We start from the raw sequence: 25,739 nt of genomic DNA, 5'->3' as shown, positions 1-25,739 counted from the left end.
ATAACACCACCGAGACAACCATCATGAAGCAGACCGCAACACATTCCTTGCTCATGGCAGCCCTGCTGGCCGGCGCGATCTCCGCCCAGGCCGGCGTCACCGCCGAAGAGGCCGCCAGGCTGAAATCCACCTTGACGCCCATGGGCGCCGAAAAAGCCGGCAACAAGGACGGCAGCATCCCGCCCTGGGAAGGGGGCCTCACCAAGGCCACGCCGGGCTACAAAAACGGCGATGCGCGGCCCGACCTCTACCCCGGCGAAAAACCCCTCCTGTCGATCAATGCCAAGAACATGGCGCAGCACGCCGACAAGCTGACCGACGGCGTGCAGGCGCTGATGAAGAAATACCCCGACTTCCGCATCGACGTCTATCCCACGCACCGCACCGCGGCGGCGCCGCAGTCGGTGTACGACAACACTTTTAAAAACGCCACCCGGGCCAAGACCATAGAGGGCGGCTACGGCATGGAAGGCGCTTTCGGCGGCATACCGTTTCCCATCCCCAAGGACGGCTATGAAGCCATGTGGAACCAGCGCACGGCCTGGCGCGGCGGCAACTTCTCCATGCCCATGCGCGTGTGGGTGGTGACTTCCGACGGCAAGCGCACCATGGCCTCCGGCGGCACGCAGACCATACGCCAGGCCTTTTACGACAAGGACGGCAGCGCCGAGAAATTCGACGGCTACTACCAGTACGGCAAGCTGGTGGTCAACGCGCCGGGCTCCAAGGCGGGCGAGGCCATCCTGGCACTCGACGGCGTCTCGGAAGCCGCGCCGCGCGGCCTGTGGCAATACCTGGTGGGCCAGCGCCGCGTGCGCAAGGCGCCTTCCGTGGCCTACGACACGCCCGACTCGGTGACCTCCGGCATAGGCCTGTTCGACGAGGCCTTCACGCTGTTCGGCCCCATCGACAAACACGAGCTCAAGCTGGTGGGCAAGAAGGAGATCTACATCCCCTACAACAACAACCGCGCCGCCTCCGCGAAGATCGAAGACCTGGTGACGCCCAACACGCTGAACCCCACGCAGGTGCGCTGGGAGCTGCACCGCGTCTGGGAAGTCGAGGCCACGCTGGCGGCCGGCAAGCGCCACGTGGTGCCCAAGCGCAAGTACTACATCGACGAGGACTCCTGGCAAATCGCGCTGTTCGACGGCTGGGACGCCAAGGGCCAGCTCTGGCGCACCAACTACGCGCTGATGCTGACGGCGCCGGACATCCCGGCCGTGAGCAACGTCGTGCTGTGGGGCGGCTATGACATGCAGACCGGCGCCTACTACCTGAACATGGCCTCCAACGAGCTACCCAGGCAGTACGAGGTGCAGCCGCCGATTCCGCGCTCCTTCTTCAGCGCCGAGTCGCTCTCCAGCGAAGGCGCGCGCTGATGGCTGGAGTCACGCGCCGGCAAGCCGCCCTGGCGGGCCTGCTGGGTGGCGCGGCGATGCTGCCCGCATGGGCGGCCAGCGTGCCGGCCGTGCTGTCGCAGGCCGCGCTGCCCACACCCAAGGCACTCGGCGCGGCCACGCTGGCCGTGGCGCGGGCCGGCGACCGGCTGGTGGCCGTCGGCGAGCGCGGCACGGTGCTGCTGTCGGACGACCACGGCGCGAGCTGGCGGCAGGCGCAGGTGCCGGTGCAGGCCAGCCTGGCGGCCGTGTGTTTTGCCGACGCGCGCACCGGCTGGGCCGCCGGCCACCTGGGCGTCATCCTGCGCAGCGACGACGCCGGCGCCAGCTGGCACAAGCAGCTTGACGGCGTGCAGGCGGCCGAGCTCGTGAAGCAGGCGGCGCAGCGCAGCGGCGATGCCAAGGCCATGGCACAAGCGGAGCGCCTGGTGGAAGAGGGCGCCGACAAACCTTTTTTTGACCTGGAATTTCTCGATGCGCAGCGCGGCTTTGCCGTCGGCGCCTACAACCTGATGTTTGCCACCGATGACGGCGGCAAGAGCTGGGCGGCGCTGGGGCCGCGCTTGCCCAACCCCAAGAGCTTGCACCTCTACGGCGTGCGCGCCCGCGGCCGCACGCTGGTGGTTGCCGGCGAGCAGGGCCTGCTGCTGCGCTCCACCGATGGCGGCGCGAGCTTCAGCGCGCTGGCCTCGCCCTACAAGGGCAGTTTCTTCGGCCTGCTGCAGACACGCGGCGGCGCCCTGGTGGCCTACGGCCTGCGCGGCACGGCCTGGCGTTCCGGCGATGAAGGGCAGCACTGGGACAAGCTGGACACCGGCCTGCCCATGGCCGTTGGTGCCGGCACGGCTTTGCCGAACGGCGGCTTTGTGCTGCTGGGCCAGGCCGGCGACGCCTTGCTGGGCGGCGCGGACGGACCGGCGCTGCGGCGCATCCCCGCGCGCGAGCCTGTCCCGGTCTCCGGCGTCGCGCTGGCGGCCGATGGCGCGCTGGTACTCGCGAGCCTGCGCGGCATGCGGCGCGTGGAACTGCCCGCCCACTGAAAAAAGACAGTCACCCAAAAGTCATGCACGCCGATTCCTCCTCCGCCTCTTCTCCTGATCTCCAGCCCGCACAACCCGTCGTTGCGCGGCTGGAGGATTTCGACACGCGCTCGGGCTCGCTGCTCGAGCGCGTCTTTTTCAACCACAGGCCCTGGGTCATGGCCGTCTGCGTGCTGCTCACCCTGCTGCTGGGCTGGCAGGCGACCAGGCTGCGCCTGAACGCGAGCTTTGAGAAAACCATTCCCACGGGCCATCCCTACATCGTCAATTACCTGGCCCACAAGGCCGACCTGGGCGGCCAGGCCAACGCGCTGCGGCTGGTGGTGGAGGCCAAACAAGGCACCATCTTCGACAAGGCCTACCTCGACGCGCTGCAAAAGGTCAATGACGAGATCTTTTTGCTGCCCGGCGTGGACCGGCCTTTCATGAAGTCGCTGTGGACCTCCAACACGCGCTGGGTGGCTGTGACCGAGGAAGGACTGGACGGCGGGCCGGTGATCCCCGACGCTTACGACGGCTCGCCCGCGAGCCTCGCCGGGCTGCGCGCCAACGTTGAGCGTTCGGGCGAGATCGGCCAGCTGGTGGCGGGCGACTTCAAGTCCAGCATCGTGTTTGTCCCGCTGCTGGACCGCAACCCCGAGACCGGCCAGGCGCTGGACTACGGCGAACTGTCGCGCCAGGTCGAAGCCTTGCGCGCCAAGTACGGCAGCGACACGCTGCAGATCCGCGTAACCGGTTTCGCCAAGGTGGTGGGCGACCTGATCGAGGGCCTGCACCAGGTGTTGCTGTTCTTCCTGCTGGCCCTGGCCATCACCACCGTGGTGCTCTACGGCTACACCCGCTGCAAGCGCAGCACCGCGCTGGTGGTGGCCTGCTCGCTGGTGGCGGTGGTCTGGCAGTTCGGCCTGCTGGCACTGCTGGGCTACGAGCTGGACCCTTATTCGGTGCTGGTGCCCTTTCTGGTGTTCGCCATCGGCATGAGCCACGGCGCGCAGAAGATGAACGGCATCATGCAGGACATAGGCCGCGGCACGCACCGCGTGGTGGCCGCGCGCTACACCTTCCGGCGCCTCTTTGTGGCCGGCCTGACCGCCCTGCTCTGCGATGCCGTGGGCTTCGCGGTGCTGGTCATCATCCAGATCAAGGTCATCCAGGACCTGGCGCTGATCGCCAGCATAGGCGTGGCGGTGCTGATCTTCAGCAACCTGGTGCTGCTGCCCATACTGCTGTCCTATGCGGGCGTGGCACCGGCCGCCGCGGCGCGCAGCCTGCGCCAGGAAACCGAGCAGCAGGGACGGCAAGGCCGGCGCTCATGGCTGTGGGCCTTGCTCGACCATTTCACGCAAAAGCGCTGGGCCACGGCGGCCGTGGTGGTTGCGGCCCTGATGGCCGCGGGCGGTTATGCCGCCAGCCTGCACCTGAAGATAGGAGACCTGGATGCGGGCGCCTCCGAGCTGCGGCCGGGCTCGCGCTACAACCAGGACAACGCCTACCAGATCGCCCACTACGCGGCCAGCGCCGACATCCTGACGGTGATGGTCACCACGCCCGCGGACAAATGCACGGCCTATGAAACCCTGGCCAAGGTCGACGCGCTGGCCTGGCGGCTTGAGCAGTTGCCCGGCGTAGAGTCCACCAACTCCATGGCCGCGCTGTCCAAGCTGGCCATGGTGGGCTACAACGAAGGCAACTTCAAGTGGTTCGAGTTGCTGCCCAACGAGGGCGCGCTGGGCGGCGTGCAGACGCGCGCGCCGCGCGAGCTCTTCAACCAGAGCTGCTCCTTCCTGGCCCTCTATGTTTACCTGAAAGACCACAAGGCCGAAACGCTGGCCGGCGTGGTGGAGGGCGTGGAGCGCTTCGCGGCCGTCAACAACACGCCCGAGGTCAGCTTCAAGCTGGCGGCCGGCAGCGCCGGCATCGCGGCCGCCACCAATATCGTGGTGGGCAAGGCCATGCGCGAGATGCTGCTGTGGGTCTATGCGGCGGTGGTGGTGTTGTGCTGGATCACCTTCCGCTCCTGGCGCGCGGTGGTGGTGGCGGTGCTGCCGCTGGTGCTGACTTCGATTTTGTGCGAGGCGCTGATGGTAGGCCTTGGCATGGGGGTCAAGGTCGCCACGTTGCCGGTGATCGCGCTGGGCGTGGGCATAGGCGTGGACTACGCGCTTTATGTGCTCAGCATCACGCTGGCCCGCATGCGCGAAGGCGCCAGCCTGTCCGACGCCTACCACCATGCGCTGCAGTTCACCGGCCGCGTGGTGCTGCTCACCGGTATCACGCTGGCCCTCGCCGTGAGCACCTGGGCTTTTTCGCCGATCAAGTTCCAGGCCGACATGGGCATCCTGCTGGCCTTTATGTTTGTGTGGAACATGGTGGGGGCGCTGGTGCTGCTGCCGGCGCTGGCCTACTTTCTGCTGCGGCCGGCCCCGGCCTTCGCCAGCCCCAGGCCGGACGGCGCGGGTGTGCCGGCATGAGCCGGCGCACACTGCTTGCCGCGGCGATGCTGCTGTGCGCCTGCATGGCAAGCCGGGCCGCGCCCGAGCCCATCGTCATCGGGCAGTCGCTGCCGCTGACCGGTGCCGGCTTTCCGGTCGCGAACCGTGTGCTGGCCGGCGCCCGCGCCCATGTGGAGCGCGTCAATGCGTCGGGCGGCATCCTCGGTCGCCCCGTGGAGCTGGTGACGCTGGACGACGGCGGCGACAGCCGGCGTGTGGCCGCCAACCTGCGAACCCTGGTGCGCCAGCACAAGGCGGCGCTCATCGTGAACTGCCTGGGCGAGCGGGCCTGCCTGGAGGCGGCCCAGGCCACGCGCGAGCTGCGTGTGCCGCTGGTCGGCCCCATGTCGGGCGCGCTGGCCCTTCGCGCCCCGGACGTTCGCCATGTATTCAGCCTGCGGCCGGATGATGCCAGGGAGGCCGATGCACTGGCGCGCCAGCTGGCATCGATTGGCGTTTCCAGGGTGGTGCTGCTGGCCGATGACTCCGAGCCGGCACGCACCGAGGCACTGACGGCGGCCCTGCAGGGCAATGGCCGGCAGCTCACGCGCATCACGACCGATACGCGCCTGGACGTGATCGACAAGGCTTTCCAGGACGTCGCCAAAGCCGCGCCGCAAGCCCTGGTGCTGAACCTGGGCAACGAGGTGCTGGATGCGCTGGGCCGGCTTCCGGCCTCGACCTATGACAGCGCGCCGTCCACCGTCGCCACCTTGTCGACGGCGGGGCTCACGCAGCTGACGCGCCTGTTTCGCAACCGGCTGGTGGGCTACACCAGCGTGGTGCCGAACCCCGAGGTGGCCCGCCTGCCCATCGTGCGCGAACTCGAGCGCGATGCCGACGCCTTCATAGGCCCAGAGGCCTTGACCTTCGAGGGCCTGGAGTCCTACCTGAACCTGCGTGTCTGCACCGAGGCCTTGCGCCGCGCCGGCCCGCGCGCCGACGGCCCGCGCATGGGCGAGGCGATGGAGAGCCTGGGCGCGCTGGACCTGGGCGGCTTCAGGCTCCTGTTTGGAAAAGAGCGGCACCACGCGTCGGACCACGTCGAGATCGGCATGCGGGCGCGCGACGGCAAATTAATGAGATGACACCCCTGAAGCGCCTGCGGCCCGGCAAAAGCCGGTTCCGCGCTAGCCCTTGTACTGCAACTGTGAACTGCTAAGGACTGCAATGACCCCCTCTGCCATCCCCGCCGTGCTCGAGACGGCTCCCCTGGATCCTGCCCTGGCCGGCTTCCTGGCCCAGGCCGCCGCGCAGGGCAACCCGCCGCTGGAAAGCCTGCCTCCCGCCATCGCGCGCCAGGTGTATCGCGAGCTGGCCGACACGCTGGGCCTGCCGGCCCCGGCCATCGGCAAGGTGAACGACAGCAGCATCCCCGGGCCGGGCGGCCCGCTGGGCCTGCGCGTGTACAGCCCCGACACCGCCGGCCCCTGGCCCGTGCTGCTGTATGCGCATGGCGGCGGTTTTGTGATCGGCGACCTGGAGACCCATGACAAGGTCTGCCGCACGTTGTGCTACCACGCCGGCATGTTGGTGGTGGCGGTGGATTACCGGCTGGCGCCCGAGCATCCCTTTCCCGCCGCGCCGGACGACACCGAGGCCGCCCTGCGCTGGGTGCTCGCGAACGCCACCGCGCTGGGCGGCGACGCCGGCCGCATCGCGGTGGCCGGCGACAGCGCCGGTGCGCAGCTGGCGCTGGTGGCGGCGCGCCGCGTGGACGCCAGGGCCGTGCGCGCCCTGGGCCTGATCTACCCGGTGGCACAACACCCCGACCAGCCCAGCGCGTCCTACGAAGAGAACGAAGGCAAATTTCTCAGCATGGGCGTGATGCAGTGGTTTATGGCCAGCTATCTCGGCGAGCAGGCCGGTGCGCAAAAGCACCCCGACTTTGCCTTGCTCGATTCAGGCGGCCTGGCCAGGCTTCCCGCCACCTGGGTGGCGACCATGGGCCACGACCCGCTGCGCGACGAAGGCCACGCCCTCGCGCGACGCGTGGCCGCAGCGGGCGTGGAGGTGGCACACCGGCACTACCCCGAGGCGATTCATGCCTGCATCCATTTCACGGCGGTGTCGCCTGTGGGCTTGCGGGTCATGGTGGACCTGGCGCAGTGGTTACGCTCGCGGGTGTGATGCTTCCTTGGCTCAAGCCTGAGGAGCAGTCCCGGCGCGCCGGCGCGCAAAGTCCACATACCAGTCCAGGCAAGCCGGGTTGGCCATGGCGTCGCGGTTCACGACCTTCTCGAGCGGCTGGCCCAGCAGCAGCTTTTTGATCGGCAGCTCCTGTTTTTTGCCGGAGAGCGTGCGCGGAATCTCGGGCACGGCAAAAATTTCGTTGGGCACAAAACGCGGTGACAGCGCGGTCTTGACGGCCTGGTTCAGGCGCGCCTTCATCGCCTCGTCGAGCTCATAGCCCGGGCGCAGCACCACGAAGAGCGGCATATAACTTTCGCGGCCCAGGTATTCGAGGTCGACCACCATGGAGTCCAGCACCTCGGGCAAGGCCTCGATGGCGCTGTAGAGCTCGCTGGTGCCCATGCGCAGGCCGTGGCGGTTGATGGTGGCGTCGCTGCGGCCATAGATGATGCAGCCGCCCGAGCGCGTGACCTTGAGCCAGTCGCCGTGGCGCCAGACGCCGGGGTAGGTGTCGAAGTAGCTCGCCAGGTAGCGCTGCTTGTCCTTGTCGCCGACGAAATACAGCGGCATGGAAGGCAGGGGCTGGGTGCAGACCAGTTCTCCGACTTCATCGACCACGGACTCGCCCTTGTCGTTCCAGGCCTCGACGGCACAGCCCAGGATGCGGCATTGCATTTCGCCGGGAACCACGGGCAGTTCGCGATTGCCGCCGATAAATGCGCCCGCGAAGTCCGTGCCCCCGGAGATATTGCACCACCAGATGTTGGGGTTTCCAATCTTCGCGAATTGCGCTGTGCCCCAGCGCTGCGTGTCTTCGCTCAGCGGTGAACCTGTCGTGCCCAGTGTGCGCAGCCGGCTCAGGTCCCCGCATTGCGCGATGTCTATGCCCGCCTTCATGCAATTGGCAAAAAAGGCTGCACCCGCGCCAAAGAAAGTCGCGCCGGTGTTGGCGACAAAACGCCACAGCGTGGTCCAGTCGGGCTGGTCCTTGTGGGTGCCGGCCGGGTTGCCGTCGTAAATGCAGCAGGTCGTGCCGTTGAGCAGGCTGGCGGCCTGCACGTTCCACATGATCCAGCCCGTAGAGCTGTACCAGTGAAAGCGTTCGGGATGGGCCGGGTCGGCATGGCTGGGCGCCAGGTCGTTGTGCAGGCGCAGCAGCGCCAAGCCCACGAGCGCCACGCCGCCGTGGCCGTGGACGATGGGCTTGGGCAGGCCGGTGGTGCCGCTGGAGTAGACGATCCACAGCGGATGCTCAAAGGGCAGCCAGAGCGGCTCAAAGGCCGCAACCTGCGCATCGTTGCGCGCGACGGCCTGCGCGAAGCTCGCGCGGCCAGCCGGCAAGCCCGAAGACGGGAGGATCTCGTGGACAAGCACGTGCGTGACGCTGGGCAGCGCCGCGACGAGTTCAGCCACCGCCTCATCGCGCGCCATGTCGCGCCCGCCATAGTGCACGCCGTTGCAGGCGATCAGCACCTTGGGCGCGATCTGGCGAAAGCGGTCCAGCACGGCGGGCGTGCCCATGTCGGGCGCGCAGACGCTCCAGACGGCGCCCAGGCTGACCGTCGCGAGAAAGGCGACCATGGTCTCGGGCGTGTTGGGCAGGTAGGCGGCCACGCGGTCGCCGGGCTGGACGCCCTGCGCCTTGAGGTGCAAGGCCAGCGAAGCCGACTGCCGGCGCATCTCGGCCCAGCCCAGTTGACGCGCCGCCTCGCCCCTGGCCAGGCTGGCTTCGCCCTGGCTCAGGATGGCGGGCACACCGGCCGCCTCGGCCGCGGCCACATGGCGGAACACCTGCCGCGCGTAGTTGCCCTGCGCGCCGGGAAACCATTCAGCGCCCGGCATGGCGCGCCGGCCCAGCACGGCCGTATGCGGCGTGGGCGACTGGACCTCGAAGTAGTCCCAGATGCTTTGCCAGAAGGCGTCGAGGTCGCTGACCGACCAGCGCCACAAGGCATCGTAGTTGTCGAATGACAGGCCGCGTGTGGCCCGCAGCCAGTTCTGGTAGTGGCGTATCTGGAACATGGGTGCAACCATAAACCAAGTCGGGTGGCTGCGGCGAGCCGCGATGCGCCGTGGCGTATATTGCCCGAGGCGCCATAGCGCCGCCCACCCTGAAAGTGTTGATTGAGCGACCAAGTCTGGACGATTCACTGCGACGGCAGCGCCGTGCCCAACCCGGGCCGCATGGGCCTGGGCGCGGTGCTCATGTCACCCGACGGCACGCGCTACCCCATGTCCGCCCCGGCGGAGGGCCGCGGCTGTAACAACGAAGCGGAACTGCGCGCCCTGATGGCGGCATTGCAGGAAGCGAGGCAACGCGGAGCGGCCGCGCTGCTCATTCACTGCGACAACAGCGTGGTCGTGCAGCAGCTCGCAGGCACCGCGACCGAGCCTTTTCTTCGGCTGGCGCCGCTGTTTGACGAGGCGCGCGCGGCGCTGCTTTCTTTCGCATCCGCGCGGCTTGTATGGATTCCGCGCCACCGCAACCAAGAGGCCGATGCGCTTGCACGCGCAGCCGTGGGCCTGCCGCCCAAGAGCCCGGCCCCGTTTAGGCGTTGAACAGACTCTTAGCCTCGCGCGAGACTTTCCGCGTAAGAAAAGGCTGCGCGGGCGTCCGCCACCAGGGCGTCCTTGCGTGCGGCGTCTTCGACAACGGGGCCCACCGCTTCGCGCAGCATGCCCTCCCAGCGCCCCGCAACGAGCCGGGCGGCCTGGTTCAGCCAATCCTGCGCATCTTCACGCCGTAGCCCAAAGTACACCGAGGCATCCAGCAGCCGCCCGGCGCTGGCCACCGCGCTCCCGTCGGCGCCGGTGGCCATGAGCAACATGGGCGCCTCTTCTTTGGTGGCTTGGGTCAGGGCCGGCGTGATGTCAAAGGCCGGTGCCAGCGCCCACCCCTTCCCGTCGTGGAGCAGCCCATGGTTAAGGGGATGATCGTCCACGTTACCCACCAGGGCGTTGAACACCATGCGGCGCCACAGCAATTCAAGCTGCCGCTGCAGGTCCTCCCGCCCATGCATCCAGACGCGAAGCCGGTCGGCCAGATTGAGGTAGGAGCGCGCCGGGTCGCCCCGGGTGGCGGAGGGCTGGAGCTGCAGCACGGTATGTGCGCTGGCATAGAGCCGGCGTTGCGGCCGCACGGGGTCACCGGCCCGGTCAAAGCGTTCGACCAGCAGCACCTGATGTTCCCCCAGCGTGCGCAGCAGCACGCGGGCGGGTTCAATCCCGGCTTCCCCCGCCAGCCGCATCGTCACGAATTCGCGTGCCGGCAGGGCCGGCCGATCGCCGCGGGCCTGCATCTTGGCAAGCCACAGCTTGCCCTCATGCACGAGGGTGGCCTTGGGCCTCTCGCCGCCCGCGCTGGTATCCAGGTCGCCGTTCAGGCGCCGCAGGGCGCGGCTGGGCGCTTCAAGCTGGTCAAGTTCCTTGAGCAGGGCCTCAAGACTTTCCAGGCTTTGGGGTCTCCAGCGGAGCTTGGATTCAAGATCCTGGCAAACCTCAATGGCACCCACGCCGTCCGGAACGCCACGTTGCAACAGTTCGAGCGCGCTGAGTTCCCTGCCGGCCTGCGCGTTGAGCCGGTCAGCGCCGTAGCCGGCCGGCCTGGCGTCCCGCACGACACCGGGCAATCCATCGGCGCCGCGAAGGGCAATGCCCCGGACGCGGCGCGTCAGGCGCAGTTCAACAGGGTCCAGGGAAACGGGCTGCTCGAGGCCCAGGTACGTCTCCACATACCTGAAACGGCCGCCCGCCGGCATGACCGTGAGCTCGCCCGCCAGCACCGGCTCGGCCTGGCCCGGCAACCAGACCCAGACAGGCGCGACGCTCATGCGGAACGCCCCATGCGTTTCAAGGCGTAGGTGACCATCTCGGGATCACGCTTCGGGTCCAGCAGTTGCTCGGCCTCCTCCAGCAATTGAAGGCCGCGCATGACTTTCAGGAAATTGCCCATGGAAACGCCGTCCATACCGGCCTCAATGGCGCGCACGGTGCTGGTGCCTACGTCGGATTGGTGAGCAAGGTCTTCTTGCGTCAGCTGGCGCGCCTTACGCGCCGTGCCCAGGCGCTTGCCCAGGCGCTGCAGGGCGGCCTGGATCAGCACCGGCGTCGGCTTGGCCGGCTGGCTGGGGGGGGTCTTACGCATAGGAGTGACTTTATTTCATATTCGTTGTTATTTCAACGATTTTCTTTATTTAATCGTTGCTTTAAGGTGAATTTCTCTTCGACCCCTCGCGCTTTGCCCCCCGTCGGCCGGCTGGGAATCTGGCGCGAGTCTGGCCCACTTGCACTTTCGCACAATCGTGCTAATATCCGCGCCATGGACGCCAAAACCCAGAAAAGCGAAATGACCCGCGCCGCCATCATTGGCGCGGGCATAGACTTGGCCGCCGCGGAAGGCCTGGAAGCCATCACGCTGCAGGCCGTGGCCGACCGCATCGGGATTTCCAAGAGCGGCGTGTTTTCGCGCATAGGCTCGCGCGAGGCCTTGCAGAAAGCCGTCATTGAAGAGTTCGGCCGGCGCTTCATCGCCGACGTGTTTGTGCCCGCCATGCAGCAGCCCAAGGGCCTGCCGCGGCTGGACGCCATCGTGCAGCGCTGGATCGTGCGCATGCGCGACGTGGAGATCCAGTCAGGCTGCATTTACACCGCGGGCGCTTTCGAGCTGGACGACCGCGAGGGCGAGCTGCGCGACACCCTGCTGGGTGAAATCACCCGCTGGCGCGCCGCCCTGCGCCGCACCGTGCTGCAGGCGGTGGAGGCCGGCCACCTGCAGGCCGATACCGACCCCGAGCAGCTGGTGGCCGAGATTTACGCCCTGTCCATGGGCTTGTTGCACGATGCCCGTTTCCTGCGCGACAACCGCGCGGCCGACCGGGCCCAGGCATCCTGGAAGCGCCTGCTGCGAAGCTACCAGACCGAAGCGAGCAACCCACAATAAAAGACTAGGAAAAAAGCGCGGAAGAAGGCGGCGACGCCATTTCCGCATGTGTCGGTAAATTCTAATTTCGCACGACTGTGCGTAGAAATGAGGAAATCATGTTGATTCTGATCATCGCCCTGGGTGTATTTTTTGGCGCTCGCGCCGTGACGGCCGCCCTGGCTTCGCTGCGCGGCCTGCCGCGCAGCAACGAAGACTGGGTCTGGTACTGAAGAGCAAGCACGGAGAGCCCACGCCATGACACGCACCTCCCTGCAGGCCACCACGGCCTTTTACAACGCCAGCCCCCTGACGCGCATCTTCCGCTGGGGCCTGGGCGCTTCGCAGCAGCTGTGGCCGGCCCTGGCCGTGCGCGCGGCCTACCGGCTGTTCGGCACCCCGCTGCCGCCCAAATGGATCAGCCGGCGCCGCGGCTGGAGCCCCGACTGGCACATCGAGCAATGGCCGTTCGAAGACGCCGGCCTCACGCTGTATTCACGCCCCGTCGCGCCGCACGGCCCGGTGGTGCTGCTGGTGCACGGCTGGGGCGGCCATGCCGGCCAGATGCTGGCGCTGGCCGAACGGCTCAGCGCGCAGGGCCTGCGCCCGGTGATCGTCGAGATGCCGGCGCACGGCCGCAGCAGCGGCTCGGTCAGCAACCTGCCGCAGTTTGCGCGCGTGCTGGAGTACGTGACGGCGCGGCTGCTGCAGCAGGGCCACACGCTGCGCGCGGTGGTCGCGCATTCGCTGGCCGCCAACGCCGGGGCCTACGCGGCCAGCCGCGGGCTGGCGGCAGGCCGCCTCGTGCTGCTGGCGCCGCCGGCCTCGCCGCTGGAATACACACGGCTGTTCGCCCATGTGTTCGGCCTCAGCGAAGCCACACGCGCGGCCATGCAGCGGCGCATAGAAGCGCGCGAAGGCATCCTGATGCCGCAGTTCGAGCCCGCCGCGGTCGGCCCGCGCATCAGCCTGCCCACGCTGGTGGTGCATGACCGCCACGACAGCATCAACCGCTTCGCCGACGGCGTGGCCTACAGCGAATCGATTGCCGGCGCGCGCCTGGTGGCGACCGAGGGCCTGGGCCACCGCAAGATCCTCAAGGACGAGGAAGTGCTGCGCGAAGTGGCGGCCTTCCTGGCCTAGCGGCGCCTGCGCGACGCACCGCCCTTGTGCGGGGCGTGCATTCCCCCTAGCATTGCCCCACTCATCAATTGGAGGGAATGCCATGGGAATGCTGGACTGGACGGAAAAAAGCAGCGCGGTACTGCAGCAAGGCGGAGTCATAGGCCCCGATGAACGCCTGCCCTGGCCGCAGACCGCAGTCATGGGCGTGCAGCACGTGATCGCGATGTTCGGCGCCACGGTGCTGGCGCCCATCCTGATGGGCTTTGACCCCAACATCGCCATCCTGATGAGCGGCATAGGTACGCTGATTTTTTTCCTCGTCACCGGCGGCAAGGTGCCCAGCTACCTGGGCTCGAGCTTTGCCTTCATCGGCGTGGTGATCGCCGCCACGGCCTATGCCGGCAAGGGGCCCAACGCCAACCTGGGCGTCGCGCTGGGCGGCATCATTGCCTGCGGCGCGCTCTATACCCTGATAGGCGTGGTGGTGCAGGTCATAGGCACAGGCTGGATAGAGCGTTTCATGCCGCCGGTGGTCACGGGCGCGGTGGTGGCGGTGATAGGCCTGAACCTGGCCGGCATTCCGGTCAAGAACATGGCGGCCGGCAATTTTGATGCGTGGATGCAGCTGGTGACCTTCGTCAGCGTGGCCCTGGTGGCAGTGATGACGCGCGGCATGGTGCAGCGCCTCCTGATCCTGGTCGGCCTGATTGTGGCCAGCGTGATTTACGCGGTGCTCACCAACGGCCTGGGCCTGGGCAAACCCATAGACCTGTCGGGCATCGCGAGCGCCGCCTGGGTCGGCCTGCCGGGCTTCACCACGCCGGTGTTCGACGCCGGCGCCATGCTGCTGATCGCGCCGGTGGCCATCATCCTGGTGGCGGAAAACCTGGGCCACATCAAGGCGGTGACGGCCATGACCGGCAAGAACCTGGACGTCTACATGGGCCGGGCCTTTATCGGCGACGGCGTGGCCACCATGGTTTCGGGCGGCGCGGGCGGCACGGGGGTGACGACTTACGCGGAAAACATCGGCGTGATGGCCGCGACCAAGATTTACTCGACGGCCGTCTTTGTGGTGGCGGCGTTGATCGCCGTGCTGCTGGGCTTCAGCCCCAAATTCGGCGCGCTGATCCAGGCCATCCCGCTGCCGGTGATGGGCGGCGTGAGCATTGTGGTGTTCGGCCTGATCGCCGTGGCCGGCGCCAAGATCTGGGTGGACAACAAGGTGGATTTTTCGGACAACAAAAACCTGATCGTCGCGGCCATCACGCTGGTGCTGGGCACCGGCGACTTCACGCTGCGCTTCGGCCAGTTCGCGCTGGGCGGCATAGGCACGGCCACCTTCGGCGCCATCCTGCTGTACGCGCTGCTCAATCGCAAGCATTGAGTCGGCCGCTGATGGAAAGCCCGGCTGGCCGCAGGTGAGCTGGGCTTTCGCCGAAGCGCCTTTGCGGCTGCTCCCTCGGGCTGATGTGGGTCCGGATCGCGGTGCGAGGATAGGAATCAGGCCGCTAAGCCGGCAACACAAGCGCTCGGCGCGCTCGCTCTACCTGGGCGCGCGCTACACATCCTGCGACATGGTCGTTGACCAGCCCCACCGCCTGCATGAAGGCGTACACGGTCGTCGGTCCGACGAACTTCCAGCCCAGTTTTTTCAGCTCCCTGGACAAGGCGTGTGACGCCGCCGAGGCCGAGACGGTTTGCGGCTCTGCCAGCTGCGTGGGATCCGGCTCGCGGCTCCAGAAAAAAGATGCCAGCGAACCGCCACGGTCCGCCAGGGCCTCGGCCATCCGGGCGTTGTGAATTACGGCCTCTATCTTGCCGCGGTGGCGCACGATTCCACTATCCAGAAGCAATCGTTTGACGTCACTTTCATCAAAGCGGGCGACACGCCGGTAGTCGAAATTCAAGAAGGCCGCTCGAAAGTTCTCGCGCTTGGCGAGAATGGTGCGCCAACTCAGGCCTGACTGAAAACCCTCCAGGCACAGTTTTTCGAACAGGCGCAACTCATCCGTAACCGGAAATCCCCATTCGGTATCGTGGTAGTGGAGGAACTCGGGGGCAGCGGCACACCAGCGGCAACGCGGCTGCCCATCGGGACCTGGTATGACGGAATCCATGTCAAGCGTGATCCAGCAGGAACCGCAGGCGTTCATCAGACCGGTTGGGGAGCATCTCCACAATCTCGGCATCAACCACGTTTTCAGCGACAAAAGGATCGAGTGCCACGCGCGCTTGCAGCGCCTCGCGCGTGGTGTTGTGCGCCAGGACCATACCACCCAGATTGCCTGCGAGGCTGCCTGTCACAAGAAAAACCCCTTCGTTGAAACCCTGGTCGATCCAGCGCTTGTGCTCCGCCACATGCTGGGCTGCCCGGCCCTTGTTGCTTGAGAACCTGAGAAAGACGCAGAACATAAAAACCTTCCTGAAGTGAGAGCTAACGTGAATGGTTTGAGCCGGCCTTCCTTGCGGGACCGCAGGATCGGACCCAGGCAGTCATGAGGTCCACCTCATGCCGCACGAAGTCTTCGTCGCGAAGCGATTGCGCCAACACGGCGACGCCCTGGGCACGCGCCAGGAGATGCAGGGCAAGGACATCCGCGTCCTTGCCGCGACCCATCTCCCGGAATTGACCTCGAAGCCACGCCCGGAAGAGGTCCATGACGGCGTCAGCTTCGCCCCGCCCCGGGTGCCTGAGCTTTGCCAGCTCCATGCACAGGGTGCCGACCGGGCAGCCATGGCGCATGATCTTGGATTGATTGCGGATCAGGAGAGTGATGAATAGCTGGATGCGGTCCTGCGGGCTCTCGCCATCGGCCTCCCATTGCGCCAGCATCGCGCGTGTACGCTTGAGCCGCTCGGCAACAACTGCGGCCAGGATTTCATCCTTGGTCTTGAAGTGGTGGTAGAAGTTGCCCCGCGAGATCTTCACGGCGTCCGCAATGTTCGAGAAGGATGTGTGCTCGAACCCTTGTTCATAAAACAAGGTGTCTGCAGCTTGGACGATGCTGTCGCGGGTTGGCGTACTCATGATTCGGACGGCGGCTCTGGGATCGGCAAATTCTAGGATGATCGTCCTAATCCGTCAACCACCCGGCAAGCCCCGGCGCTTCGCCGCAGGCTGGTGGGCGGCTGACCCGCTGATGAGCTGGGCGCCGCCGAACCAATACGGCAAAACAAAGCCCCGGCCAGTGCAAAGACTGGCCGGGGCTTCTGGTTTTATTCAGGCCTGGCGCTTAACCGATAAAGCGGCCGCCGGTGCCCAGCACGCCAAGCTCCACAAACTTCGAGCCCGCGAACGGCGGCGCGGCGTAGTCGACACTGAAGCCGCCCAGGTCGAACTTTTGCAGGCCGGCCAGTGCGGTGCGCAGCTTGGCGCGCGTCAGGTCGCGGCCGGCGCGCTCCAGGCCCGCAGCCATCACGTGGGTGTTGATGTAGCTCTCCAGGCTGCCCAGCGAAAACTCCTGCTGGCCGACGGCGCGCATGGCGGCCTGGTACTCACGCACGACCTCGAGCCTGGCGCGATACGGGTCGGGGAACACCATGGTCAGCGCCAGGCCGGAACCGGCCGCGCCCAGCGCCTTGATGCCTTCGCCGGACAGCGTGACGCTCAGGCCCGCGATGGGCAGCATGGGCGAGACTTTCTTCAGCGCGGCGATCACGCCGACCGAAGCCGAGCCGGCAGTCCCCAGCAGCACGGCGCCGGGCTTGCCCGCGACGACCTGGCTGACGACGTCGTTGAGGTTCTTGCCGTCGACGGCCAGCGCCACCGATGCGGCGGGTTTGGCGCCCTGCGCCTGCAGCGCGCGATTGACGTCGGCCAGCACTTCCTTGCCGTAGTCGTTGTCCAGGTAAACGACCGTCAGGTCCTTCATGCCCATGCTCACCAGCCGCTGCACCAGGCGCTGGGTTTCGTCGGTAAAGCTGGCGCGCACGTGGAACACATTGCGCATGCCGGGCTTGCGCAGCGACGAGGCGCCCGAGCGCGGCCCGACGTAAGGCAGGTTGGACTCTTCAATCAGCGGCACGATGGCGGCGTTGTTGGGCGTGCCCACACAGGACATCAGCGCAAAAATGCTGCCGTCGTCGATCATCTTCTTGACGTTGTCGGCGCTGCGCTGCGGCACATAGGCATCGTCCATCATCTGAAAGCGCAGCGTGCGGCCGTTCACGCCACCCTTGGCGTTGATCTCACCCATGGCGGCATCAACGCCCTGCTTCAGCTCGGCACCGACACCGGCCAGCGGGCCGCTGGTCGCGCCCGTGCTGCCGATGGTGATGGCCTTGGCGGTCAGGCCCTCCTGGGCATAGGCGTTGCGAATGAAGGCGGGGGCGGCGGCAAGGGCAGCCATTTGAGGGGCGAGCGAAAGGAAGCGGCGGCGAAACATCGCGAAGAATCTCCAGGGGGCGGCCGTGAAGCCGGAAGAACAAGGCCGTGCGGCCTTGAGGGTGAACAACTAGCCGCCGCCCGGCGCAAAAGCACGGGCCGGCAGCGGAAGCACCGGAGTGTAATGGATTCTAGGTAGTAACCCTGATAAACCGTTCGATAACAGGAATATCAGGAACAGGCCGCATGGGCCGCCGCCTTATTTGGCCTGCGCTGGCCCTGTCGCCTTGGCCAGGGCGGCCTTGGTGGCCCTGAGTTCGCGCTCCAGGTCGGCGCGCTCATCGATTTGCTGCTCCAGCACCTCGTTGACCTGGGCCAGGTCTTCGGCGGACTCCTGGATGCGGGTTTCCAGTGCATCGGTTTTTTCGAGTGCCTGGGCGACCTCGCCGGTTTGCACCTCGGGCGGAATTTCCTGCTTGAGTACCGTGTTGATCACCAGCAGCTCGGCGGCCGACTGTTCCACCGTGTCTTTCACGGACTCGTTCTGGTCAAGCGCACGTTCCAGTGGCGTGGGTACGGCGGATAGCGGCTGGGGCATGTCAGGGTCCTTGATGGGAAGAGGCAGGACCGTTGCCGGTCATGAACCTACACAAAAGCGAGGGCTTGCAAACGGCGCGCGGAATCCGCGGACGATTTTACGCTTGCGGCCCGCAGGGGCCGGCAAAGGCTTTGGGCGAGGCGGGGTATCCGCCCCGCGGGTCTTCAGCGGGTTTTGGCGGCAGGTTTGGCCGGTGGCGCGGATGCGGGCGGTGCCGGCCCCGGGCTGAAAATTTTCCCCAGCGTAGCCCCTATGCGCGCGCCTATGGCCGTGCCCACGCCCGGCAGCACAGCAGTGCCGACAACGGCGCCCGCGATGGCGCTGTTGGGCACCGAGAATTTGACGTTGTCGAGCGGGCCGCTGACGCTGAGCGGGACGCCGACGATGCCGTCCACCAGGTCGACGGCTAACTCGGCCTCGATCTGGCGGTTGGCGACCTTGGCCTGGCCCGAAGCGCTCAATGAGCCCGATGTCGCCTTGAGATCCGTATAAGTGACCACCATGCCCTGCGGCGTGTTCTGCGTATCGAGCTGGCCGGTGACCGAATCCAGCGGCGTCTGGCCGGCGTGCTCCCTGCCGGCGCTGCGCACGGCCTTGTCCAGGTCAAAGCGCAGCAAGGTGGACTTGCCGATGCTGAAGGGCGTGCGCGTGTGCAGCGAGCGCGCGAGCTCACCCACCGTGTCGCCGTTGGCCGCAAGCGTGGTCTCGCCCGAGGCCTTGCCCGCGATGACGGAGCGGCGGTTGAACGCCGCCATCATGGTCTCGACTTCCACGCCCTGCGGCTGCAATGTGCCCTCCAGGTGCATGCGGCCATTGGCACGAAAGTCCAGCCTGACTTCGCCGTTGGCCGTGCCCCCGCCCACGTGGATGCGCGCGGCCCAGCGATCCTCCTGGCCCTGGCGTGCCAGGCTCAGGTCGGTGGCGGGCTTGAAACCGGGCCGGCGCAGCTCGGCCTTGCGCGGGCGCCAGCCGGGGTCAAAATCGACTTCGCCCTCATAGACCACCGCGATGCCGCGCCGCGAGATCCAGGTCAGGTCGCGAAACACAAAACGCGCGAGCGGCAGCTCTTCGGCCGCCGTCTCGTCCTTCTCACGGCCGCCGCCCAGGCCGTGCAGCGAGAGTTGGGGCACCACGGCGCCTTCCAGGTCGGCCCGGTCTATCTTGACGCGGCGCTGCGCCAGCGCGAACACGTCGGGATAGGCGGTGAGCGTTTTGATCAGTATGGGCTGGGGCTGCTCGGTCGCGACATCTTCGATGACCACGGCGGGCGAAGGCAGCAACCGCCAGTGCAGCGCGCCCACGCGCACCTTGGTGCCCAGCTGGGCCTCCAGTTCGACGGAGGCGCGGCGTGCCAGCGCTTCATCGGATGGCAACCAGCGCAGCAACGCAATCCAGGCGCCGCCCAGCAGCAGCACCGCAATGCCCAGGCCCAGCAACCACTTGTTCGCGCGCGTCATCGAATCATGTCTCTCATGTGGGCCAGCTTAGGCCCCGGCGCCGCTGTTGCCGAGGCGACAACTGGCCCACATGCTGTAGGCCGCAAGCTTATAGTCCTGATACCTGAGAAAGCCCCATCACCATGCCCATCTGGAAACAGCCCATCTCCGTCGCACTGCTCACCGCCGCCAACGCCGACAGCGCGGTGACGCACCTGGGCATAGAGTTCCTGGAGGTCGGGGACGATTTCATACGCGCGCGGGTGCCGGTGGACCGCCGCACGGTGCAGCCCTACGGGCTTTTGCACGGCGGCGTGTCGGTGGTGCTGGCCGAAACCCTGGGCTCCTGCGGCGCGGCCTTTGCGGCGCCGGCGGGCCACCGCGCCGTGGGGCTGGACATCAATGCCAACCACCTCAAGGGCACGACCAGCGGCTGGGTCACGGGCACCACGCGCCCGGTGCACATAGGCCGCAGCACCCAGGTCTGGCAGATAGACCTGCACAACGACGCGGGCGAGCTGACCTGCGTCTCACGCATCACCATGGCAATGCTGCAGCCGGGCTGAGGCGACCGGTTTACGAATAGCAACGAATTACCCGCGCCGGGCCACTGCCCCGGCGCTTGCCGCCGGCTGCCCTTCACGGTCGGCCGGCCGGCAGCCGCCTCCAGCCTCCGCGATGGCGTCCTTACCCACGCAAAGTGAAGCGGCAAGCCGCTTCCAGCCGCATTCATCCCGACCAGCACAGGACTTCTCCCATATTTTTTTAGTCTGGAAAAGTCGTTTTTGTCGTATTTGATCTTATGAGTGTTCGTCCCTATCGTTCGGCGACGTAAGGCTCAAAGGTAACAAATGGACACGAAAACACTTAAAAATTGCGCAGCGGCGCTGCTGGCGGTCGCCCTGTGCGGCGCGGGACACGCACAGATCCTGATCGGCCAGACAGCCGGTTTTACCGGCCCTGTGGCCGCGGGCGTCAAGGAGACAACGGACGGAGCGCGCCTGTGGCTGGATGCGGTGAACGCCCGGGGCGGTATCGCGGGCCAACAACTGGAACTGGTGTCCATGGACGACAAGTTCGACCCCAAGCTCGCCGCGGAGAACGCGCAGAAGCTCGCCGAGCGCGGCGCCGTCGCCCTGTTCCTGACGCGCGGCACGCCGCCCACCGAAGCCGTGCTGCCCGTGCTGCAGGCCAACCGCCTGCCGCTGGTGGGCCCGTCCACCGGCGCGATGGTGTTGCACCAGCCGGTGCAGCGCTATGTCTTCAATGTGCGCGCGACCTACCAGCGCGAGGCCCAGAAAGCCATTGAGCACCTGAATACGCTGGGGATCACGCGCATCGCCCTGGTCCATGCGGACGACTCCTTCGGCCGCGACGGACTGGAGGGCGCCAACAAGGGCTTTGCCCAGGCCAAGCTGAAACCCACGCATGTCCTGAAAGCCGACCGCAGCAAGCCCGACTACAGCCTGCTCGTGCCGCCCATCCTCGCCAGCGATGCGCAGGCCGTGCTGTGGATTGGCTCGGCCAACGCCGTGGCCGAAGGGGTGAAGGCCTTTCGCGCCGCCAAATCGTCGGTGCGCGTGGTCACCCTGTCGAACAACGCATCACAGGGCTTCGTCAAGGCACTGGGGGAGTATTCACGCGGCGTCATCGTCACGCAGGTCTACCCGTCCGAGCGCTCTTATGCCTACACCATGGTGCAGGAAGCCACCGAGCTCGCCAAGGCCAAAAAGATCATGCTGTCGCCCGCCATCCTGGAAGGCTATGCCGCCGCCAAAGTGCTGGTGGAGGGCCTGCGGCGCGCGGGCAAAAACCCCACGCGCGACACGCTGCAGGCGGCCCTGGAGGGCATGAAGCGCTACGACCTGGGCGGGCTGGAGGTGAGTTTCGGCCCCGACGACCACACGGGCCTGGACTTTGCCGACCTCTCCATCGTGGACCTTGAAGGCCGCTTTGTGCGCTGACGCGCGGCCCCGACCCTCGAGCACATCAGCGCCCATCCAAAAGGGGAAATGCCATGGCATGGAAAAGGTCACTGCAGAGCTGGCTGTACGAAAGCTCCATGGAACCGCCCAAGGCAAACCTGGAGGCGCTGCGGCTTCAGCTCCACGATGCGTTGCAGCAATGCGAGGGGCCCATGTGCGAACGCCTGCACTGGCGCATCGACGCGGCGTGCACCGCACAGCACCTGTGGCTGCTGCGAGGGGAGATCTTCCAGCTGGTCTCTCGCGAGTTCTGCCAGCAGGAGGCGGCGCTGCGCATCAATGCGCTGCTGCCCGCCTTTTCCAGCCGCTTGCCGGAGCGCATGCTGACGCGGGTGTAGTGCTTCTTAGGATGTTTTGGTGATTTAAAACGAACTAATCAGTAGTTCCTCAAATAAGGGCGCCTGCCCACAATCCGGTGTTTGACTTCTTCAACACCGCGCGCCCCGCGCCTTCGCCACCATGAACTTCCAGCAGCTGCGTTCCATGCGCGAGGCCGTGCGATGCAATTTCAACCTGACCGATGTGGCCAATGCCCTGCACACCTCGCAACCCGGGGTCAGCCGGCAGATCCGCGAACTCGAGGAGGAGCTGGGCATTGAACTCTTTGTCCGCGCCGGCAAGCGCCTGACGGGACTGACCGCGCCGGGTGCCCATGTGCTGCCCATCATCGAACGCCTGCTGCTGGAGAGCAGCAACCTGAAAAAAGCCGGCCAGGAATTCATGGCCCAGCAAAGCGGCCTGCTGTCGATTGCCGCCACACACTCGCAGGCGCGCTATGCGCTGCCGCACGCGGTGCAGGAGTTCCGCAGCCAGTTTCCCAACGTGAAACTGCATCTGCACCAGGGCTCGCCCAAGCAGGTGGCCGACATGCTGGTATCGGGCGAGGTCGACGTGGGCATCGCCACCGAGGCGCTCAACGACTATCCCGAGCTTGTCGCCCTGCCCTGCTACCGCTGGACGCATTCGGTCATCGTGCCGCCCGGCCACCCCTTGCTGGACGGCCCGCTCACGCTGGAGGGCCTGGCGCGCTTCGCGCTGATCACCTACGACACGGGTTTTACCGGCCGATCGCACATCGACGGCGCTTTCACCCAGCGCGGCCTGGCGCCCAACATCGTGCTGACGGCCATGGATGCCGACGTGATCAAGACCTATGTGGAGCTGGGCATGGGCGTGGGCATCGTCGCGTCCATCGCCTACGAGGCCGAGCGCGACACCGCCCTGCGCGCGCTGGACGCGGGCGCGCTGTTCGGCATCAACCTGACCAAACTCGCGGTGCGCCGCGGCGGCTACCTGCGCGGCTATGTCTATGCGTTTATCGAATCGTTCGCGCCCACGCTGAGCCGCGCTGTTGTCGAGAAGACCTTGAGCGAGGAGCCCGGCGCTGCAAGCTACGACATCTAGAGCCGCTCACAGCATGCGCCCGCCAGCGGGGGCCGCGGTCCGGCTTTGCCGGCCGCAAGGCGCCCGTCCCTGGAAGGGGAAAAGGCGCTACGCGCAGCGAGCGTCCGATAGGGGTGATCCCTTAAACCGGATAGACCTTGACCGGCCGCGTGGCGACGGGGAAACCCGCAGCACCCAGCGTGTCTGCAATCGCCATATTGGTGTCGAAGTAGACCTGCCAGTAGTGGTCGGTGTGGCAATAGGGGCGCACCGCGAGCTTGGGTCCGAATTCGTTGAACTCCAGGATCTCCACATCCACCGCCGGCGTTTTCATGGTGTTGGCGACCTTGGCGACGGACTCCTTGAGCAGCGCGATGGCCTTGTGGATGTCGGCCGAGCCGGCCAGCTGCGCGGCGAGTTCGACCCGGCGATACGGGTTGGCCGTGTAGTTCTTGATGTCGCCGCCCATGATCTTGGCGTTGCCCACCACGGTCTTGACGTTGTCGGGCGTGTTGATGCCGGTGCCGAACAGGCCGATTTCCAGCACCGTGCCTTCCACGCCGCCGGCCTGCACATATTCACCCACCTTGTAGGGCCGCAGCACCAGCAGGAAAATGCCCGCGGCGAAGTTGCTGAGCAGGCCGCTCCAGGCCGCGCCTATGGCCACGCCCGCGCCGGCCACCAATGCGGCGAAGCTGGTGGTCTCCACCCCGAAGTAGCCGAGGATGGCGACGACCAGCACGATGTTGAGCGCGACGGTGATGAAGCTCACCAGGTAGCGCTGCACCGTGGGGTCGATTTCCTGGCGCGTCATGGCCGCGCCGACCAGCCGCGTCACCAGATGGATGAGCCATCGCCCAATGATGAAGACGGCGATCGCGCCTATGACTTTCAGGCCGAAGGCAACCAGGATCGGCTGGGCCTGCTCCATCCAGCTGCCAACTTGTGCGGTGTTCATGCGTTCCCCTGTTCAGTTGTTGATGTACCGGGCATCTTAGGGATGGGACAAGCGGGTGTAAACAAGGAAGGGGCGCCGCGTCGTGGCTCATCCACAGCGGCCGGGCCAAAGACACTCACAAAGCCCAGCGAAGCGGTCCTGGCTAGGCGCGCCGCCGCAGACAGTGCACCAGCACGGCAAGGCGGCGCAACAACGCCAGGAGGGTTTTTTGAGGACCCCGCTAGAACTCCTGGGGGAGGCTGCCGACATAGTCGCGCCGGATATTGACCGTGCTTTGCTGGCCCAGCGCTTCAAAGTGGCGGCGCAGCCAGCGTTTGGCCGCGCCCTGGCCCATTTCAAAGAGCTTTTCGATCATGGCGCCGTCGGCCGACATCTTGCTCGACGAGGGCAGGTTTTCCAGGGCCTCGCCGCCGTCGATGCGGTGCAGCAGCAGGCTTTTGTACTTCACGCCTTCCTGCAGACGCCCGTCCGCCAGCAGGCGATTGATGAAATCGATGGTGCGCATCTGGGACAGCAGGCTGGCGTTAAAGGTCAGCTCGTTCACCCGGTCCATGATGTCGTGCGGCGTGTGGGGCACCTCGGGCCGCCGCAGCGGGTTGATCTGCACCACGATGATGTCGCGGCTGCTGCATTCGCTGATCAGGGGCAGCAGGGAGGGATTGCTGGAAAATCCGCCGTCCCAGTAAGACTGGCCGTCAATTTCCACCGCCTGGAACAACGTGGGCAGGCAGGTGGAGGCCATCACCGCCTGCAATGTCAGGCGCTTGCCCGAAAAGATTTCGGCCTGGCCCGTGTTCACATGGGTCGCGGACACAAAAGCCTTGGGCAGTTGCAGGGCGGCGACGGCGGGAAAGTCGATTTCGGCCTGCAGCAGCTTGCGCAGGGGGTTGATGTCCAACGGGTTGGACTGGTAGGGCGAGAGCCATTGGCTCATGGCACTATTGAAAAAGTTAGCGCCCACTTTGTCGGAAGGCCAGACTCCCAGCAGCATCTTGCTGATGCCATCAGCCATGGAGCCCAGGCTGCCCATGGCGGCCACGCCCTGCCAGATCCGGGCCAGCGAGGCGCGCGCCGCCTCCCGGGGATTAGGCGTTCCGCTGTTTTTGTGCGCGGCGACGGCAAATCCGTGCGCCAGCGCCACGGCATTGACCGCTCCCGCGCTGGCGCCGCTGATGCCGTCGAACTGGATGCGCTCGTCCTGCAGCAGGGCGTCCAGGACGCCCCAGGTGAAGGCGCCATGGGAGCCGCCGCCCTGCAGGGCCAGGTTGACCCGGCGCTGGGAAGAGGGATCTGGCGGCGAGGGGATGGGGGGTGGGGTGCTCATGGGCTATTTTTAATGCTTTTTGCGATACCCAGGGATTCCGTCCGACATAAAACCGTGGCATAATCCGAGGTTCGCTTGAAGGATGGGTGCCCGAGTGGCTAAAGGGGGCAGACTGTAAATCTGTTGGCTAACGCCTACGCTGGTTCGAATCCAGCCTCATCCACCAGATTTTTGTTGATTTTTGGCAAGCGGCCGGTGCAAGGCAGTCGCGAAAAGCGGGCTTTGGGCTGTGAGTGGTTTGATGTGAGTTGAATTGGCAGAGCTGCGCGGGAGTAGTTCAATGGTAGAACCCTAGCCTTCCAAGCTAATGACGCGGGTTCGATTCCCGTCTCCCGCTCCACAAAACCGCGGTTTTGTGGTGTTTACGGGCTCTGTTGGTTGGTCTTGCGTTGGATTGCGGTGGGATTGAAGTCGTTTGACTTTTTGAAGAATTTAAGCCCTTTTGGCTCAGTGGTAGAGCACTCCCTTGGTAAGGGAGAGGTCGCGGGTCCGATTCCCGCAAAGGGCACCAATTTTGAGCCGGCGCAGCATGCAAGGTGCTGCGGCCGGCGGTAGTGATTCACTGGTTTTGTAACTCTTTATAAATTTCTGGAGTTGAAAAAATGGCAAAAGGCAAATTT

At 66.2% G+C, this 25,739-nt stretch carries 24 protein-coding genes and 3 tRNA genes; 16 read left to right on the top strand and 11 right to left on the bottom strand.

Annotated features, from left to right (window positions below; all coding sequences use genetic code 11):
* The first annotated feature begins 23 nt into the window (after window positions 1-23).
* The 5 genes from PMI15_RS20075 (at window position 24) to PMI15_RS20055 (ending at window position 7,062) form a co-directional block, all read left to right on the top strand.
* A complete protein-coding gene (locus tag PMI15_RS20075) occupies window positions 24-1,382 on the top strand; it encodes a DUF1329 domain-containing protein (RefSeq protein WP_007873711.1) in 1,359 nt (452 codons plus the stop codon).
* Window positions 1,382-2,440, top strand: coding sequence for a YCF48-related protein (locus PMI15_RS20070; protein ID WP_007873709.1), 1,059 nt, complete (start codon window positions 1,382-1,384; stop codon window positions 2,438-2,440). The genes PMI15_RS20075 and PMI15_RS20070 overlap by 1 nt, the downstream gene beginning before the upstream one ends.
* A 23-nt stretch (window positions 2,441-2,463) precedes the next feature.
* Window positions 2,464-4,911, top strand: coding sequence for an RND family transporter (locus PMI15_RS20065; protein ID WP_007873708.1), 2,448 nt, complete (start codon window positions 2,464-2,466; stop codon window positions 4,909-4,911).
* Window positions 4,908-6,020 (top strand): ABC transporter substrate-binding protein, encoded by a 1,113-nt coding sequence (locus tag PMI15_RS20060; protein ID WP_007873707.1) that lies wholly within the window; start codon window positions 4,908-4,910, stop codon window positions 6,018-6,020. Before PMI15_RS20065 ends, PMI15_RS20060 begins: the two co-directional genes overlap by 4 nt.
* Window positions 6,021-6,102: 82 nt before the next feature.
* Complete coding sequence (locus PMI15_RS20055) at window positions 6,103-7,062, top strand: alpha/beta hydrolase (protein WP_007873706.1); 960 nt, start codon at window positions 6,103-6,105, stop codon at window positions 7,060-7,062.
* Window positions 7,063-7,074: 12 nt separating this feature from the next.
* Here the strand turns inward: PMI15_RS20055 and PMI15_RS20050 are convergent, their stop codons facing one another.
* A complete protein-coding gene (locus PMI15_RS20050; RefSeq protein ID WP_007873705.1) occupies window positions 7,075-9,087 on the bottom strand; it encodes an acetoacetate--CoA ligase in 2,013 nt (670 codons plus the stop codon).
* A 102-nt stretch (window positions 9,088-9,189) separates the two neighbouring features.
* Here PMI15_RS20050 and PMI15_RS20045 point away from each other — a divergent pair, with 102 nt between their 5' ends.
* Window positions 9,190-9,624, top strand: a complete 435-nt coding sequence (locus PMI15_RS20045; protein ID WP_007873703.1) for a ribonuclease HI family protein — start codon at window positions 9,190-9,192, stop codon at window positions 9,622-9,624.
* Between the two features lie 8 nt (window positions 9,625-9,632).
* On the opposite strand, the gene PMI15_RS20040 is transcribed toward PMI15_RS20045, so the two are convergent.
* Window positions 9,633-10,895 (bottom strand): type II toxin-antitoxin system HipA family toxin, encoded by a 1,263-nt coding sequence (locus tag PMI15_RS20040; RefSeq protein WP_007873701.1) that lies wholly within the window; start codon window positions 10,893-10,895, stop codon window positions 9,633-9,635.
* Window positions 10,892-11,209 carry a helix-turn-helix domain-containing protein gene (locus tag PMI15_RS20035; protein WP_007873700.1) on the bottom strand — a complete coding sequence of 106 codons (318 nt, stop codon included), beginning with the start codon at window positions 11,207-11,209 and terminating at the stop codon, window positions 10,892-10,894. The genes PMI15_RS20040 and PMI15_RS20035 overlap by 4 nt, the downstream gene beginning before the upstream one ends.
* A 174-nt stretch (window positions 11,210-11,383) precedes the next feature.
* Here PMI15_RS20035 and PMI15_RS20030 point away from each other — a divergent pair, with 174 nt between their 5' ends.
* From PMI15_RS20030 to PMI15_RS20020, 3 genes are all read left to right on the top strand, one after another.
* Window positions 11,384-12,004 (top strand): TetR/AcrR family transcriptional regulator, encoded by a 621-nt coding sequence (locus tag PMI15_RS20030; protein ID WP_007873699.1) that lies wholly within the window; start codon window positions 11,384-11,386, stop codon window positions 12,002-12,004.
* Window positions 12,005-12,241: 237 nt separating this feature from the next.
* Window positions 12,242-13,126, top strand: coding sequence for an alpha/beta fold hydrolase (locus tag PMI15_RS20025; protein ID WP_007873696.1), 885 nt, complete (start codon window positions 12,242-12,244; stop codon window positions 13,124-13,126).
* A gap of 82 nt (window positions 13,127-13,208) precedes the next feature.
* A complete protein-coding gene (locus PMI15_RS20020) occupies window positions 13,209-14,495 on the top strand; it encodes a solute carrier family 23 protein (RefSeq protein WP_007873695.1) in 1,287 nt (428 codons plus the stop codon).
* Window positions 14,496-14,619: 124 nt separating this feature from the next.
* Here PMI15_RS20020 and PMI15_RS20015 read toward each other — a convergent pair whose 3' ends face one another.
* The 6 genes from PMI15_RS20015 to PMI15_RS19990 all read right to left on the bottom strand — a co-directional run bounded on the left by PMI15_RS20015 (window position 14,620) and on the right by PMI15_RS19990 (window position 19,490).
* The gene (locus PMI15_RS20015; protein ID WP_007873694.1) at window positions 14,620-15,228 is read right to left on the bottom strand and encodes a DNA-3-methyladenine glycosylase I; all 609 of its coding nucleotides are present in this window, start codon (window positions 15,226-15,228) and stop codon (window positions 14,620-14,622) included.
* A gap of 1 nt (window position 15,229) precedes the next feature.
* Entirely contained in the window at window positions 15,230-15,523 is a 294-nt protein-coding gene (locus tag PMI15_RS20010) for a YciI family protein (RefSeq protein WP_007873693.1), read from the bottom strand.
* 22 nt (window positions 15,524-15,545) lie between these two features.
* Window positions 15,546-16,139 (bottom strand): TetR/AcrR family transcriptional regulator, encoded by a 594-nt coding sequence (locus PMI15_RS20005; protein WP_007873692.1) that lies wholly within the window; start codon window positions 16,137-16,139, stop codon window positions 15,546-15,548.
* A gap of 205 nt (window positions 16,140-16,344) precedes the next feature.
* Window positions 16,345-17,496 carry an ABC transporter substrate-binding protein gene (locus tag PMI15_RS20000; RefSeq protein ID WP_007873691.1) on the bottom strand — a complete coding sequence of 384 codons (1,152 nt, stop codon included), beginning with the start codon at window positions 17,494-17,496 and terminating at the stop codon, window positions 16,345-16,347.
* 198 nt (window positions 17,497-17,694) lie between these two features.
* Window positions 17,695-18,033 carry a hypothetical protein gene (locus tag PMI15_RS19995; protein WP_007873689.1) on the bottom strand — a complete coding sequence of 113 codons (339 nt, stop codon included), beginning with the start codon at window positions 18,031-18,033 and terminating at the stop codon, window positions 17,695-17,697.
* Window positions 18,034-18,197: 164 nt separating this feature from the next.
* Window positions 18,198-19,490 (bottom strand): AsmA-like C-terminal region-containing protein, encoded by a 1,293-nt coding sequence (locus PMI15_RS19990; RefSeq protein ID WP_007873687.1) that lies wholly within the window; start codon window positions 19,488-19,490, stop codon window positions 18,198-18,200.
* A gap of 122 nt (window positions 19,491-19,612) precedes the next feature.
* Here PMI15_RS19990 and PMI15_RS19985 point away from each other — a divergent pair, with 122 nt between their 5' ends.
* The 4 genes from PMI15_RS19985 to PMI15_RS19970 all read left to right on the top strand — a co-directional run bounded on the left by PMI15_RS19985 (window position 19,613) and on the right by PMI15_RS19970 (window position 22,858).
* Window positions 19,613-20,035 (top strand): hotdog fold thioesterase, encoded by a 423-nt coding sequence (locus tag PMI15_RS19985; protein ID WP_007873686.1) that lies wholly within the window; start codon window positions 19,613-19,615, stop codon window positions 20,033-20,035.
* Between the two features lie 285 nt (window positions 20,036-20,320).
* Window positions 20,321-21,433: an ABC transporter substrate-binding protein gene (locus PMI15_RS19980; protein WP_007873684.1), complete on the top strand. Its 1,113-nt coding sequence runs from the start codon at window positions 20,321-20,323 to the stop codon at window positions 21,431-21,433.
* A gap of 53 nt (window positions 21,434-21,486) precedes the next feature.
* The gene (locus PMI15_RS19975) at window positions 21,487-21,792 is read left to right on the top strand and encodes a hypothetical protein (protein ID WP_007873679.1); all 306 of its coding nucleotides are present in this window, start codon (window positions 21,487-21,489) and stop codon (window positions 21,790-21,792) included.
* A 121-nt stretch (window positions 21,793-21,913) separates the two neighbouring features.
* Window positions 21,914-22,858: a CysB family HTH-type transcriptional regulator gene (locus PMI15_RS19970; RefSeq protein WP_007873675.1), complete on the top strand. Its 945-nt coding sequence runs from the start codon at window positions 21,914-21,916 to the stop codon at window positions 22,856-22,858.
* Window positions 22,859-22,979: 121 nt separating this feature from the next.
* On the opposite strand, the gene PMI15_RS19965 is transcribed toward PMI15_RS19970, so the two are convergent.
* Together PMI15_RS19965 and PMI15_RS19960 are read right to left on the bottom strand one after the other, a co-directional pair.
* Complete coding sequence (locus PMI15_RS19965; RefSeq protein ID WP_007873673.1) at window positions 22,980-23,795, bottom strand: mechanosensitive ion channel family protein; 816 nt, start codon at window positions 23,793-23,795, stop codon at window positions 22,980-22,982.
* 220 nt (window positions 23,796-24,015) lie between these two features.
* Window positions 24,016-25,119, bottom strand: a complete 1,104-nt coding sequence (locus tag PMI15_RS19960; protein WP_007873670.1) for a patatin-like phospholipase family protein — start codon at window positions 25,117-25,119, stop codon at window positions 24,016-24,018.
* 80 nt (window positions 25,120-25,199) lie between these two features.
* Here PMI15_RS19960 and PMI15_RS19955 point away from each other — a divergent pair.
* The 3 genes from PMI15_RS19955 (at window position 25,200) to PMI15_RS19945 (ending at window position 25,630) form a co-directional block, all read left to right on the top strand.
* Window positions 25,200-25,285 (top strand) — tRNA-Tyr (locus tag PMI15_RS19955).
* A 100-nt stretch (window positions 25,286-25,385) separates the two neighbouring features.
* Window positions 25,386-25,459: transfer RNA gene (locus tag PMI15_RS19950), tRNA-Gly, on the top strand.
* Between the two features lie 96 nt (window positions 25,460-25,555).
* Window positions 25,556-25,630 (top strand) — tRNA-Thr (locus tag PMI15_RS19945).
* Window positions 25,631-25,739: the final 109 nt, after the last annotated feature.

Source organism: Polaromonas sp. CF318 (genome assembly GCF_000282655.1).
Taxonomy (GTDB): domain Bacteria; phylum Pseudomonadota; class Gammaproteobacteria; order Burkholderiales; family Burkholderiaceae_C; genus Polaromonas.
Note: the sequence above shows the minus strand (reverse complement) of the source record. Positions and strands in the feature narration are given on the sequence as shown.